The organism is Lysinibacillus sp. FSL M8-0134 (assembly GCF_038069745.1).
Lineage (GTDB): Bacteria > Bacillota > Bacilli > Bacillales_A > Planococcaceae > Lysinibacillus > Lysinibacillus irui.
This window is the reverse complement of sequence record NZ_JBBPAJ010000001.1, coordinates 2,609,297-2,624,284: the sequence shown is the minus strand read 5'-3', so window position 1 is coordinate 2,624,284 and position 14,988 is coordinate 2,609,297. Positions and strand designations below refer to the sequence as shown.

Sequence of the window (14,988 nt, the reverse complement as noted above, 5' to 3'; positions counted from 1 at the left end):
GAGTCAATCGTCAAATACCTCGTCGTATGGTAAGTTAGCTACATTAATGAATATATTTCATGCTAACAAGATCTTCTTGTAGGACATCTGTTGGAATTTCAAATTCTACAACACCCATGTAACCTGGAGCTACTTCATATTTATCGAAGGAAATCACCAGCTTCCCTTGATCTGAAATATAAAATGACTGATCTGGTTTGATTGTTGTAAATTCCTCCATTAAATCTTCGTCGGCAAGACCAGCGCCTTTCACCCAATACACTTTTTCTTGATTAGATTCTGCAATTTGTGCACGCATTTGCTCTTTGATATTTTCACTAATCGTCTTAATATATTGTTGATCTTTAAAGAGCATCGGTAGTGTAATTAAAATTTCATTTTCTTTATCAATTGTATCGTATTCCATCACCGTAGAAGACGAGGCCACTGTATTCACAACATAACGACCAATCGATAATATTTGCTCATTATCTGTTTTTATTTCAAAGCCACTATCAACGCCTAAATGACCTCCACCATTGGCCTTTAAATCACCAACTTCTGCGATGAACTGATCGTAGAGGGCCTTTCCCTCTGCACGATATTTTTCATTTAATGTATTCGCAAGGTCTTGATTATCTAAATTTTCAATGGATGGAACCTTAATATTGGCATCATAATTATCTTCTGTCACTTCATATTCTGTCCATGTTAATACTTTGACAACACTACCGACAACGGGAATTTCAGAGAGTGTTTTGGCCATTGCCGGACTAACATTTAAGCTAGCAGTAAATAGCATAGCTGCAGCAGCTGAACCAAGTAACCATTGTGGTGTACGGTTTTTTTTCTTTTTTCTGCCTTGCTTCAGTGCCTTTTCAACGACAAAGTCTAGCTCCTTTGGAATAGGAACCTCTATATATTGTTTTTCTAAATCTCGTAATTTTTTATCCATGTGCAGTTTCTCCCTTCACATCTTCTAATTGTATTTTCAATAGTTTTAATGCTTTATAAAGACGCGATTTGGCTGTACTCAACTTGATATCGAGGATGTTCGCCACGTCAGCGAGTTTTAAATCCTCGAAATAGTGAAGAATGACAACCTCACGATACATTTGTGGGAGCTCATCTAATGCATGCTCCAAGTCGACATTTTCATAAACGTCCTCTTGGGCAGGTGTTAAATATTGCAGTGTATCATCATCTGTAACCTGTAAGCGTTTATGCTTACGTAAAAAATCAATGGCTGTACGGACAACTATTTTGTAAAACCAGCTTTTCATATAGGTCACATTTTCAAGTCGATCTAATGACAGCATGGCTTTTTGAATACTGTCCTGTACAACATCTAGTGCGTCCTGTTCATTTTTTGTATAGCTATACGCGAGCAAATAAAATCGCTCTTTTTGTTCACGAATGAATTGGACAAACACCTCTTCATGTTGAAATGCATTTCTTGTTTTCATGTCCAAAGAAGCTCCTTTTTTAACATTGTCAAATTGTATACATGTACTAGACGTGCGAAGGGTGGGAAAAAGTTAATAGCATTAAAAAAAACTTACCCCAATATGAGATAAGTTTTATCCTTCTATAGTTGTGGCATACGTTATGCATAACAGAGTGTTATGAAAAATAGTCATATGTATTTTTCAAGAGTAATAGAATAGTCACAACGATAAATAGTTTACGAACATAACCACTGCCGCGTTTAATGGCAAATTTAGATCCAACAATGGCGCCTGCAATTTGAGCAAGCCCCATTGGTAAACCATAGGCATAATTTATTTGTCCTAAGTATATAAACATAAGAAGGGCGGCTATATTGCTGCCAAAATTTAAAAATTTAGCATTTCCTGCCGATTGTAAAAAATCAAACCCAACCATTAGAAAAGCAAATAATAAAAATGAGCCTGTCCCAGGACCTAAAAAGCCATCATAAAAGCCAATAAGAGTGATGACGATAACAAAAATCATATAGCGTTTGGGTGTTAACTTTTTATAGGTAGTCATACTTCCCCAGTCTTTTTTGAAGATAGTATAGATGGCTACTGCTGCGAGCATGAACAACATGAGTGGCTTAAGTACACTCGGATCCATTAAGTGGACAATCCAAGCACCAAGCATGGAGCCGAAAAAGACAAAAGGGAATAATTTATACACGGCTTTTATATCTAGTTTACCAGAACGATAAAATGTCACGGTACTAGTAAGTGACCCCATCGTACCTGCTAATTTATTGGTTGCAACTGCAGCAGAGGGGGGAAGGCCAACAAAAAGGAGGGCTGGCAAAGAAATAAGTCCGCCACCACCAACAACAGAATCAATAAATGCTGCTAAGAAACCGAATAGGAGTAGGATGATTAAAATATTTATGTCTAAATCAAAAGGCACAACAAGGTCCTCTCTTTTCTATTGTAATAATCTGATAGTAGCGAACTGAAGATAGGCTGTAAATACTCTTTTAGTATTTTAGAGTAGGGAAGCTTAAAATGACTAGATAGTAAAATGATATAATTTCTACATTATTCAAATAATTTCTACTTAAAGTCGTTATTTTGATGTATTATGTAGAAGATGGTGTTTTTACTTAAAGGGGACGTGATGACATGAGTTTAGGCAATCATATACGCGTTTTTCTCTGTGTTGTGTTTATGGGGGTTCTTGTAGGATATGTCTTTAATGCAAAAAAAGATATAACAGATCATGACTATATTGATCTCGTAAAAGAAGGCTATTTGGAGAATTTTTCAGATGTGACAGTGCGAAATGCGTTTAATTATGCGTTTTTTGAACCATATTGGCGTTATTATCAGGCAAAGACTGGAGAACATGTTGTTGAATTATCAGGGGATATAACGTTTCAAGATGAAAAAGGACATGCGATTTTACAATTTGTTGTTAACGAAGAAACCCAGCAATTTTCTCTTCAAGCGATGAAATTTAATGACGTGGTATTCAATCAGCAACAAAAACAAAAGCTAGTGAGCTTGGTCTATCGAACATGGGAAAATAAACAACTAGCTTATGAGTAAGGTTTTTTATTTTGTAAATCATCCAAACTGTATTACAGTAAAAGAGGGAGCTAAGAGACAGAGAGGATGTTTTAAATGAGATTAAGTATTTTAGATCAAATGCCTATACCTAAGGGTCATTCGGCAGAGGAAGCCTTCCAACGTACAGAACAACTGGCACTGCAAGGTGAAGAACTTGGCTATCATCGTATGTGGCTAGCTGAACACCATAATAGTCAGTCACTAGCAAGTTCAGCTCCCGAAGTGACCGCTGCTTTTTTAGCTGCGAAAACAAAGCGACTTCGCATTGGTACTGGTGGCGTCATGATGATGCATTATTCACCATATAAGCTTGCAGAGGTATTCAAGACATTATCTGGCCTAGCACCAAATCGTATTGACTTTGGTGTAGGGAGAGCCCCTGGTGGCGATCATGCTGCTATTTATGCTTTAGCAGAGGGAAGAAGACAACGCTTCACAGAACAGTACGACAAACTCGACATTATTTTAAAGTTAATGAATAACCAGAAAACAGGTGAACATGTTTATGATCAAGTTGTTGCAGCCCCAGCACAAATTTCTTTACCTGAAGCTTGGTTACTAGGTTCGAGTGGGCAAAGTGCTATGCAGGCTGGTCAACTGGGGGTAGGGTATTCTTATGCTCAATTCTTTACCGGTAATATGTCGAAGGATATTTTTGATGCCTATAAAGCCTATTTTACGCCTTCTTATTATATGGAAAAACCACAAATTATCGTCACATATGCAGCAACTGTTGCACCGACATTAGAAGAAGCGGAATATTTGGCTAAACCAATTGATATTTCTCGTCTTCAACTGATGAAGGGCCAAATTATTCAAACGATGTCACCAGAAGAAGCAAAGGATTATCCACTAACTGAGATGGATAAAATAACGATTGCTAATAATCGTAAAGCGAACCTTGTTGGTACACCAAAGGACATTGCTGCATTTTTAATTGCTGAGCAAGAACACTATGGGTTTGATGAAGTAATGCTAAATTGTAATCAATATGAATTAGACAGTCGTTTAAATACTTATAGATTCCTGGCAGAGGAATTACTATAGAAAAATATACCATCTTTATAATGTTTTAATTAAGATGATTATTAAATCACCTCTTGTTTTTTTTGAGGTGATTTTTTATTGAAAATTTGAGTAGAAATTGTCATGTTGAAAGAAAAAGAAAAACCCGGAAATCATTTTCCGGGTCTGATTACCACTTACTATTTTTGCTCCATGACACACTGCCTCGCTTCCGTATAGATTCTTAAGATTATCCTAAGAAAACTGTACTTTAGCTTTATTCAGCTTTGATGGTCCTTCAGAGTAATCGATCAATCGCACTCATCGGGTTAACCCTCCTAGTCATCGGATTTGAAGTGAAATCTTTATTAGTATAGATCAACTATTATTTTTTATACGTCTTCAATAAATAAAAAATTTAAAATCTTATTTATCTTTTTTGCATTTTATTGATCGTAGTTATTTGAATAATTAAAGACAGCAGCCTATTTTATAAAATGGGTGCGGTTTTAATTATTGGGATTTATTTCTAGTCATGTGGTTGACTTGAAATGTGCATAAAGCTATATTTACAAATGATGAATTAGACAGCAGAATATGGGAATAAGGTCTAAAGGAAATTAAGAAAAGAAATGGGGAATATAAATGGGATGGTTGCTCCTGCTTGCTGTTTTTAGTGGGTTAATTTTATTTATAATTAAAAAGCGCGCATTTACATTTGGTTTATCTCCACAAGCTTTAGAGATTCGACCAATTAAAGGATTAAAAAAGCTAAGTGATCACCTGGAACAATCCCTTAGTAAAAATTTTATGGCGAACGTAGAAGAGCGGGTAAGGCAAAAGAATAGGTTAAAAGAAAATGAGTATGAGTGGAGACTCCTTGATTTAAAACGTTATTTTATCTTGACATCTCTTTTTAAAGAGTCACCCATGTTTAGTGAGAAAGTCGATGAGCTGTGGCATCAGATGCTCATGTTTACCCGGGAGTATGACGAATTTTCAAAGAAGTATCTAGGGACAACATTGCATCATAGTCCCAATGTAAATATACTGCCAGATCCAGATTTACGAGGATTTTTTGATTGGGTGTATGCGGAGCTTTTTTTCATTAGAAATGAGAACATCCATCTTTATAAAGGATTTTTCAGAAATCCTGTACAGCCGGCAATTATTGATGAATTTAAAAATCTACCAGAAAATGAACTAATAGAACTCTATTTTAAAAAAGATACCAACTATATGTCTACTGTTCTCTCTCTTATTTCTTCCATGAAGAAAACAGCTAATAGAGTAAAAGACTATGAGAAAAACGTCATACAGGAAATGCTGAGAAAAGGAAAAACACAGCAAAATTATAACGCCATGCTCATTCCTTTCTTATCTGTTTCTTATTTTCATTATGATGAATTTCAAAGTTACATGAAAATTAGTAGCAATAGCTCATCAAGTTGTACAAGTTGCGGATCAGCAAGCTCCTGTAGTTCTTGCACGTCCGCTAGTTCTTGCTCTAGCTGTGGTGGGGGCGGAGATTAATGTAAAGAACCAATGTAGATAAAAAGAACTCCATTTTGTTTTTTCAAAATGGAGTTTCTCTATTAATATTCCTTTTAAACTCGAGCAGAGCCACTAACAAATGATTGATCTTGATAATACATATTTTTTACAAGAACATTAGAGCCTAAGCATTTTACGGCTGGACAATGGCAGTTAAGCGAAGTCTGATGGGACATAGGATGAACCTCATGACGTGCACATTTCATCTCATTGATGATTTGGTTATGAATATGTTCTAAGTACGGTAAAGTTTTTTTGTTTAACATTGTTTCCGCAGAAACCATTACACCATGTTCTGCAAGCATCTTTGAGTTATCAATCATGCGTTTGAACAAAGCTGCTCGCTGTTCATAAGTCGGTTTTCGCTCCATCATGGCAAAGCCTGTTTCAATGAATTCATCGATTGTACCCCAGTTATGTGAGATATGTAGTACATCTAAATACGGTGCAATCAGTAAATAACGTTCAGGCTCTAATGTTAAGTTGGAATTGATTTGTGTGCGTACGTCTCGTTCATGCGCATATTTCAATAAAGGCAATACATAGTTTTGAACGGACTTCTTAGACATCATCGGTTCTGCCTTTGTTATAAAAAAATATAAAAAAAATCCCAAAATTACTGCTACATGTAACTATTTTGATTACGCAAATGCTGTCGTAGAACATTTTTACAACAACTTGAAAAATTTTACTTTCAATACAAATCCTTTATTAAATCCAGAAAATGCTCACTTGATAAATGTTAATGAATTAGAAAAAATTAATGTAAATCATTTCAAAAACATCCACAATAAACAGCTATACACCTGTTAAGGATGGAAAACCTTATGAACACGTATTATTTAAAGATGTTGCATTTTGTACTTGTGGAAGCATTTCAACACGCAAAAAAACAGAACTTCACCAGTTGCTTATTACTGTAAATCGAAATTTAAACGATATAACTTAACTCCGTGTATTACAAAGCAACGCAAGAAATATTAATTGTAGAGAAGATAAAAGAGGATACGAATATAGTTGTCAGAAGTAGAGCGGATGTAAACAAAATAATAAAATAGATTATAATAAAGAGTAAGTTCGATTTCGAGATAATTTATAAATAGACCTTTAAAAATTATTTTATCTGTGCGAAAATTATAAGCATGGAAAGGAAGTTTTTTTATGTTTACAGTACAGAAACCGCATGATGAATGGGAAAGTTACCATGATATTGATAGGTATGGGAATTTAACTTTATCAAATATTGAATTTACTACAACGCATTTATGTAATATGAGATGTTCGCATTGTGCAGTTGGCTACACATTATTAACGAAAGAATTACCAGCAATACCTACAGAAGAAATTATTCGAAAGTTAGATGAGGTCGAAACTTTACGTACAATGAGTTTTACAGGTGGAGAACCTTTAATGACTAAAAAGGGTATAAAAGATAATTTGTTACCACTTTTGAAATATGCTAAGGGTAGGGGGATTAAGACACAAATTAATTCGAACTTAACTTTACCAATGTCTCATTACGAATTAGTTGCTCCTTTTCTAGATGTTATGCATATATCGCATAACTGGTGTGACGAAAAAGAATTTGTTGAAACAGGCTTCGCTATGATGGAAAAGCAACCGTCAATTGAATATAGAGGGAATTTATATCGTAATATTTTCGACAATGCTAGGGAACTTTCAAAAGGTGGAATGTTTGTTTCTGCTGAAACAATGTTAAATCGTAACACCGTCCCACATATGAAGAAAATTCATAATGAAGTGGCTAATGAAATGTTATGTAAACGACATGAGATTCATCCTATGTATTCTAGTGATTTTGCTAGTAATTTAGAGATAATAGAATTAGATGAATATAGAGATGTCGTAAATAATATTCTTGATTTTAGAAACGAGGATATTTGGGTATTATTTGGAACATTGCCATTTTATCCTTGTAGTCAAGATGAGCGAAATTTAGCATTAATCAAGCGAATCAATAGTGAACCAAATACAACAATAAGAAATGATGTTGATGGACGATCAAGAATGAATTTAAATATTTTCACAGGGGATATATCGGTTACAGATTTCTCAGATGATGGTTCGGCTTTTGGAAATATTAAAAATGAATCATTACCTCAAATTTACGAGCGATGGTTAGATTCAAATATTTCTAAATCAATTAATTGTCACTGTCCAGCAGTAAAATGTTTAGGTGCAAATGTAATTGTAAAGAATATGTATTATCCTAATAAAACATTTATTAGTGGTTCAGTTAAATAATGATATTGAAGACCTCCTTTGGAATAACCATTGGAGGTTTTTTGTGATATATATTATTCTACTAAGAATGTTTTTGAAAAATAAAACGTAACTATTGAAAATAAAAAAATAATTGATTTAAAAAACGGTGTAGCTGGATCTAAAGTTTTAGCTAGAGTTTTGACTAATTGTATTAAGAGCTGATTGAAATTTTACTCTAAATACACAAAGATTGTAAAATAGAACAGTAACCATTACGGTTACTGTTTTTATCATTAAAATTGTATAATTCAACTAAAAAGATATAATATTCAAATTTTTATTTATACCTTTTGAGAAAGGGGTATTCTATGCTCAATAATATTTATTACAATAAATTTGAATAAATGGAAAAATTACAATATATTTTTGGAGAAAAGAAAATTTATTCTCAGTCGACTTTGTATTAAGCCTAATATTATGATTTGGAATCTCTAATTGAAGATTACTATTTATTCTGTACAAAATATTAAGAAACTGTATATCAGGTTTTGGATCATTTCCATCTTTAAATAAGGAGTATATATCGAATGGCAGTATATACTTATCTAATATTTCCCTTACCCAAGCATTATCTTTTAACTCTTCCAAAATAAATATAATTTGGTTATTCTTACAAAAATCTTCCTATATATTTTGTAGCTTTTCAATAGCTCTAGCATTCTCCGAAAGATTATTTTTTTGGATTAATCTCAATATAAAAAGTTCAATTCCCCATTTCCCACATAGAGTCTTTGGTAGCCTTAACTTTCTTATAATAATTCGCGTATCTGAAAATTTTCAACTCATAAAATAGTGGAATTTACCTTGCGTTCAATTTACTAGGGGAACATCAAGAATAAAGCAACTTATATTTAAATTAGCGAATAAAATAAATGTAGAAAAAATTGTTGGTAAACAATATTATACAGGTACTAAAAATAGAGATAGGCAAGTGCAAAGAAAATAGCTAACAATGTTAAATTCAATAAAATATTATATTAATATAATTAATATTAATAATAGTTTTGGATTCACTGATATAATTATTGATGAACCGTAATTGGGTTATTCAAATTGTTTTGTATGAAAAAATCCGTATTTTGATTGTTTAAAAATAACCCTGTATTTGTTAAAAGGTTCATATGAGCCTCTGCAGTAGCTGTTTCTGGGTATATAAGACGAATTGTTCGTGCATCTTGATTAGTCATTTGTTGTATTAGCATTTGGACATGATTGAATTATACGTCTGCTCGATACTTCACGATACCTTGGTCAACAGTATCTATTGCACCTGAAGGCTTCGGTTCTACTGGATTTACCGGCTGTGGTACCGATGTTGTTTCCACTATAGACATATTAAGTTTTTTAATTATTAAGTTATAATGTTTAAAAAGAGGATATAATTAACAAATGAGTATTATGGAGAGTAGGCAAATAAAGTACCTAAGAATTATCACTTTTTGCTCTTTATAATATTATCAAGACTTTAATAATAAATAGAATGGAGTGATATTGTAATGTCATGGTTAACAATTGTTGGATTTTTTTTACTCTTTATAATATTTATAACTTGCGGTACTTACTTATTACTTAAAAATAAAAAGGAAAAAAATGTGCATAATAATATATTAGGTTTTATTTTTTTATTAGTAGGGATAATCCTATTAATATTAAATTTATTATTTTTGCTCGATTAATAACTTGAAAATATTACCTAATACTATATATATAACCAAATGTATGTTAACCTGGGAATATAGGGGAAATTAATAAAAGATAGGAGTGTGGTGGTGTGAGGAATTTAACTATTCCCTAAATAACTTGAATGGAGAATAAAAAATGAAAAAAATTATTAGAAGTTTAGTTCTTGTAATTACTGCTGTACTTGTATTTTCAAATTTCGCTCCAATTCTTGCAAATGCTAAAGAAATGGAAAAGAACAACTTCCTAGCTACATCAAAACAAATAATTGATAATTCGGACTTCAATTCAGAATTAGGTATGGTTGATAAGGAAGCAATTGAATACCTTGATAGCCTTCAAATAAATGTAATTGAAGATAATGAAAATTTTAGAATAGTAGAGTCAATTGAAAATGGCAAACCGATGGTAGCAACATTTGATAAGAATTCTAATGTTCTAACTACTCAAATTAAGGGCGATGATTCATCTAAATTAGTAATAGATTTGAATGAACTTGCAGCTTTAGAAGAGTCAATGAAAGAACAGACATCTGGTGATATTAGCGCTTTCGCATCTTCGTTGAAACAAGATACTTTCACAAACTATGAATATACTATCGAATTTACTTCACCTGAATCATGGCAATTACGCAGACCGAATCCTGATAATCCAATAAATTGGTTGTATAAAGATGTAAAGAAAACAACTAGTAACGCTACTAACCTAGGAAATTTTAAAAATGCTGTAAACGATTTAAATGATTATGAATGGAAGTATATTGGTGCAGCATCTGGAGCAGGCATATTAGCTATAGCTGCGCTAATTGTTGGTGCTATAAACGGAGGTGCAGGTATTGCTGTCGGATTAGCAGCAGCTGGAGTAACTGGTGCTGCTTACAATTATGCAATATCAATGAATAGAGCAGCAAATGACGCTCATTATTATTACTTCCAGGTTTAAGATTTTACGTACCACTAATGAGAGTAATATAGTAATATTTTTATTAAATTAATAAAGAGGTTTAAATGGGTTGGGACAAAACCCATCTCTAAATTAGAAAAGCCTGTGAATTTTTACGAACAGTAAAAATTCACAGGCTTTAAATTTTTTATCTGAAACTATTAGAAAATGGAAATTAAAGATTTATAATGTTTTATATATCGAAGAAGGGGATAAAGAACAAAAACAATGGAAAACAATAATAAATTGAACACTAGTCACCCAAATAATATCAGGATTGCATGTATTAGTAAATGTAGCTATAATTTTTTCTTTCATGGTATAGCGACTTTACAAAGTAAATTCTCCTTCTCTCACTTTGATTATCCGCAAGTATCAATTAAAACCCTCATGCACAAAATTCTTTAATTCACCATATTACTCCCTAATTAATTTTGTTTTGAGTAAATCCTCAAAATATAAACTTAGGAATTTTCCAATAACCATTATTAATAATAAAGTACCATATAAGACAATTAAAACAACAATAAGTTCCTAAATAAAACCAAAATACGTCAGATAAGGTCGTCATCTTTCGTACATCTTCCTTTCTAGCATTCTATTGTCTCATATTCATCGATAATTTCAAATATGAAATTACAGAACGGGCTATTTTAGGACTAGATGAACATTTTTTTACTTAATTAAGGAAAAACTCCGCTGTTTCACATATTTAGAAACAAGAAATGTAAAACGTATACATGTCCTAATATTCTGGAAAATATTCATTAAAGGACATTTTGCTGTTATTTTTCTAAAAAAACGTTATCATGAATAGAGGAATTAGTCACAATGCATCAAAGAAAGTGGGAACGGACATGACGAAATATGAAATACTATTGTTTGACGTGGACGATACGTTACTAGATTTTGATCTAGCTGAAAATGCAGCACTTGACCGCATGTTTAAAGAGGAAAACATAGCAGTTACTCAAGAGATGATTGCGCGATATAAAGAAATTAATGAGTCCATGTGGCGTGCGTTTGAGCGTGGGGAAATAACAAAAAATACATTACATAATACGCGATTTGCTGTTGCCTTAAAGGAATTTGGTATAGAAGTCGATGGAGCCTACTTTGAAGCACTGTTCCAAAAATATTTGTGTGAGGCCCACCATTATGTAGAAGGTGCCTATGAGGTAATTGCACAGCTTGCAAACCATTATCATTTATATGTGGTGTCAAATGGTGTCACGGCTACACAAAATAAACGTCTTGTGGATGCTAAGCTAGCGCCACATTTTAAAGACATTTTTATTTCGGAGCAAACAGGCTATCAAAAGCCTATGCTAGCATTTTTCGATTATGTTTTTGAACGGATCGATGATTTTGATAAAGATAAAACGCTGATTATTGGGGACTCGTTGACATCCGATATTAAAGGCGGTTTACTATCAGGTATCGACACATGCTGGTTTAATATCCGTAATATCGAAAACACAAGTGAAATTAAGCCACATTATGAAATTAACAAATTACACGACTTATTTGAAGTATTGAATAAACAGCTAGTTTAGTATTCGGTTTTAGAAATAAACGTATAAAGCAATAACATTAAATAAAATATCAATGGTACAGTAGTAATTAGGAAATGAAAATCCTGAAAAATTTACACGCATAACATTGTAAAAAAACAATCGTATGCGTGTATTTTTCTCTCTAATCACAAAGTGTAAATCTGTATTCAGCACTCTTTTTATACCACATTTCATATAAATGACATTTTTACTGAGTTAGAAAAAGTCCAATTTTTCTTTAAAAGAGAAATTGGACTTAGTTATTATTGTCGAGATGTAGTTGTTTGAATAGTAAATTTTGAGACATTTTCCTGCATTTTATTAGCTAACTTATCTAATTCTTCACTGGAATGGGCAATTTCATAAAGGGAGTTTGTTTGATTCTGTAGATAGGCGGCAGCTTCTTCTGTACCAGCTGCATTTTCTTCAGATATGGCAGATAAGTGTTGTAGAATATCTATTACTCCATTTTTCTTGTCATCCATATTATTGCCTATTTTATATAAATCCTCAATAACCGTTTGTATTTTTTCAATAGAAACTGCCACATCTTCAAATTTGCCATTTGTAGTTGCAACACTTTTAGCTTGCGAAGTGACAAGGTTGCTCATTTCTTGCATTGTTTGAACGGCGTGTCCAGTTTTTTCTGTTAAATCTCCTATAACTGTGGCAATTTCCTTAGTAAATTGATTGGATTGTTCAGCCAACTTTCGTATTTCGTCCGCAACAACAGCAAACCCTTTTCCTGCTTCGCCGGCCCTCGATGCTTCAATAGCCGCATTTAAGGCTAGTAGATTCGTTTGTTCTGAAATTGTTCTGATCATCTGGCTTGCATTTTGAATTTTCCCAGAACTTTCGTTAGTCGTGAGAACGATAGCATAAATTTCTTTTGCTGCAATATTATTTTCTTCTGTTTTAGCAACAAGCTCTTCTAATATGAGTAAGCTTTCATCTTTAGCATTGCTTACTTCATCGACAAATAGAGTCAACTGTTGTAAATAATTCTGATTATTTTCGATTAATTCTCCGAGCTCGCCAATATTTGCAGTCCCAAATTCAGTATCTTTTGCTTGTTCCACAGCACCCTTAGCGATGTCTTCAACTGCAGATGATAAATCCTTTGACGACGCTAAAGAAATACTTGTTGCATCTTTAAGTTCTTCTGATGATGTAGTAACCTTATTCGAAGTAAGACTGATTTCAGTAAGCAAATCAACAAAATTATTCTGCATCTCGTTTAATGCATATGTAAGTTTGCCTATTTCGTCATTTCTTCTTACATACTTTGGATCGATTAACTCAGTAAATTCTCCTTTTCCCATTTCATGGCATTTATCAACTGCTAACAGCAAAGGTTTGAACATTTTATTTAAAATAATAATCATTAGGACGATGATGATGATACAACCAATACCAACTGTCATCAATTCTTTTATTAAAATTCCATTCGTTGCCTCAGTAATATCGCCCTCAAAAATACCTACATCCATAGAACCGTAAAGCGTATTATCTAGATAAATCGGTACCATTATATCGAACGTCCAATTTTTCTGCATATCCGCATAAAATCTACTCGTCATCGTTTTCCCGTTTTTTGCTCCATCTACAGAGTAGGGGTCATCTTCATAATTTTTACCTATTTTCTCTTGATCACTATGAGCTATTGCCGTAACGTTTTTATCGATGATAACTGCATAGGCTATTCCATTTTGTTTTACTTTGTTTTCAACAAAATTTTGCAATTCCACTGTAGGATTAGAGGTCGAATCTAGAATATTCTCCGCTTGACGGGCAATTTCATTGACCTGTTGAATACTCTTTTCCAATAGGGCATCTGAAACATTTTCTTCCACTATTTTAATATTCAAATAGGAACTAATGCTAATGATTGAAATAAACAGCAAAAGTGATATTCCGATAATACGATTTTTTAAGCTTCCTTTTCTGACTTTAGAATTTTTCCAGTGTTGACTCATATATGCTTACCCCCTTCTTTTTAATTATTTCTACGTTTCAATCCATTATAGTTCTATAGTTGTATTTATTCAATGCTTTTTAAGTAAAAAGTATTACTTAGGAGCTTTTTTTTATTTAGTAGTATGCCAAATGTTGTGTTTTGTTAGGTCTCATTTTAAACACTACAAAAAATCATTAGGACAAAGAGGTGTTTTTAGTTATAGACAAAGGTATAAAAAATAAGGGAAAAGGCAAAACCTTTTATGAGACTAGTTTCCATGAAAGGGGAAATCTTCGATGAATATGGTTCTAACTGCTAATAAACGTCAAAAAGGGCGTCATTCTTCCTTAACTGAGCTTCGACAAAATGGGGCTATTCCTGGTGTTGTTTACGGTTTTCAAATGGAGCCGACAGCCATTACGTTAGATGCTAGAGCTTTTGCGAAAATATTAGCTGCTCATGGTACGAAAAGTGTATTTCAACTCGATGTGGAAGGACAACGCATCAATGCTGTTCTAACAGAAGTGCAGCGGTGTGCCTTAAAAGGTAATGTGAAACATGTTGATTTCAAGTCGATCAATATGTCGCAGGAGCTAGAAGTGGATATTCCAGTAACCGTGATCGGTGATGCTGTAGGAGTTGCAGAAGGAGGCTTCCTGCTTCAGCCTAATCGTGAGGTTCGCATTAAAGTGAAGCCAACTGAAATTCCAGAAACTATTGAAATAGATGCCACGAATGTTGCGATTGGAACTTCCCTTTATGTGGGGGATATTCGTCAACAGTTTCCTTTTGAGATTTTACATGAAGATGACTATACACTGGTGACCATCACACCACCAGCTGCTGAAAATGTGCAGGAAGATGATACAGTCGACGATACACCTGAAGTGATTGAAGCAACAGGGCAAAATACGGATGAACCAAGAGGATAGAGCAAAGAGGAGCCATCTTACACTAAGTAAGTGGCTCCTTGCCG

General features: G+C 33.4%; 11 protein-coding genes and 1 pseudogene. 7 read left to right on the top strand and 5 right to left on the bottom strand.

Annotated elements, in window-relative coordinates:
* Positions 1 to 43: 43 nt before the first annotated feature.
* From MKY49_RS13475 to MKY49_RS13465, 3 genes are all read right to left on the bottom strand, one after another.
* Positions 44 to 934, bottom strand: a complete 891-nt coding sequence (locus MKY49_RS13475; RefSeq protein ID WP_274793485.1) for an RsiV family protein — start codon at positions 932 to 934, stop codon at positions 44 to 46.
* Positions 927 to 1,445 (bottom strand): RNA polymerase sigma factor, encoded by a 519-nt coding sequence (locus tag MKY49_RS13470; RefSeq protein WP_155594023.1) that lies wholly within the window; start codon positions 1,443 to 1,445, stop codon positions 927 to 929. Before MKY49_RS13470 ends, MKY49_RS13475 begins: the two co-directional genes overlap by 8 nt.
* A gap of 157 nt (positions 1,446 to 1,602) precedes the next feature.
* Complete coding sequence (locus MKY49_RS13465; protein WP_322606637.1) at positions 1,603 to 2,370, bottom strand: sulfite exporter TauE/SafE family protein; 768 nt, start codon at positions 2,368 to 2,370, stop codon at positions 1,603 to 1,605.
* Between the two features lie 215 nt (positions 2,371 to 2,585).
* Between MKY49_RS13465 and MKY49_RS13460 the strand changes: the two genes are divergently transcribed.
* The 3 genes from MKY49_RS13460 to MKY49_RS13450 all read left to right on the top strand — a co-directional run bounded on the left by MKY49_RS13460 (position 2,586) and on the right by MKY49_RS13450 (position 5,570).
* Entirely contained in the window at positions 2,586 to 3,011 is a 426-nt protein-coding gene (locus tag MKY49_RS13460; protein WP_274793483.1) for a hypothetical protein, read from the top strand.
* Positions 3,012 to 3,086: 75 nt separating this feature from the next.
* Complete coding sequence (locus MKY49_RS13455) at positions 3,087 to 4,079, top strand: LLM class flavin-dependent oxidoreductase (RefSeq protein ID WP_274793482.1); 993 nt, start codon at positions 3,087 to 3,089, stop codon at positions 4,077 to 4,079.
* 603 nt (positions 4,080 to 4,682) lie between these two features.
* On the top strand, positions 4,683 to 5,570 hold the full coding sequence (locus tag MKY49_RS13450; protein ID WP_341386478.1) for a hypothetical protein: 888 nt from the start codon (positions 4,683 to 4,685) through the stop codon (positions 5,568 to 5,570).
* 74 nt (positions 5,571 to 5,644) lie between these two features.
* Here MKY49_RS13450 and MKY49_RS13445 read toward each other — a convergent pair.
* Positions 5,645 to 6,181, bottom strand: a pseudogene (locus MKY49_RS13445) (hypothetical protein); the annotation flags it as partial.
* Positions 6,182 to 6,752: 571 nt separating this feature from the next.
* Here MKY49_RS13445 and yfkAB point away from each other — a divergent pair.
* The 3 genes from yfkAB to MKY49_RS13430 all read left to right on the top strand — a co-directional run bounded on the left by yfkAB (position 6,753) and on the right by MKY49_RS13430 (position 12,055).
* Positions 6,753 to 7,856 carry a radical SAM/CxCxxxxC motif protein YfkAB gene (gene yfkAB / locus MKY49_RS13440; protein ID WP_274793476.1) on the top strand — a complete coding sequence of 368 codons (1,104 nt, stop codon included), beginning with the start codon at positions 6,753 to 6,755 and terminating at the stop codon, positions 7,854 to 7,856.
* A gap of 1,839 nt (positions 7,857 to 9,695) precedes the next feature.
* Positions 9,696 to 10,499, top strand: coding sequence for a geobacillin-26 family protein (locus MKY49_RS13435; protein ID WP_312506523.1), 804 nt, complete (start codon positions 9,696 to 9,698; stop codon positions 10,497 to 10,499).
* 857 nt (positions 10,500 to 11,356) lie between these two features.
* Complete coding sequence (locus MKY49_RS13430; protein WP_312506522.1) at positions 11,357 to 12,055, top strand: YjjG family noncanonical pyrimidine nucleotidase; 699 nt, start codon at positions 11,357 to 11,359, stop codon at positions 12,053 to 12,055.
* 263 nt (positions 12,056 to 12,318) lie between these two features.
* Here the strand turns inward: MKY49_RS13430 and MKY49_RS13425 are convergent, their stop codons facing one another.
* The gene (locus MKY49_RS13425) at positions 12,319 to 14,031 is read right to left on the bottom strand and encodes a methyl-accepting chemotaxis protein (protein ID WP_274793473.1); all 1,713 of its coding nucleotides are present in this window, start codon (positions 14,029 to 14,031) and stop codon (positions 12,319 to 12,321) included.
* Between the two features lie 277 nt (positions 14,032 to 14,308).
* Between MKY49_RS13425 and MKY49_RS13420 the strand changes: the two genes are divergently transcribed.
* A complete protein-coding gene (locus tag MKY49_RS13420) occupies positions 14,309 to 14,944 on the top strand; it encodes a 50S ribosomal protein L25/general stress protein Ctc (RefSeq protein WP_341386477.1) in 636 nt (211 codons plus the stop codon).
* Positions 14,945 to 14,988 lie beyond the last annotated feature (44 nt).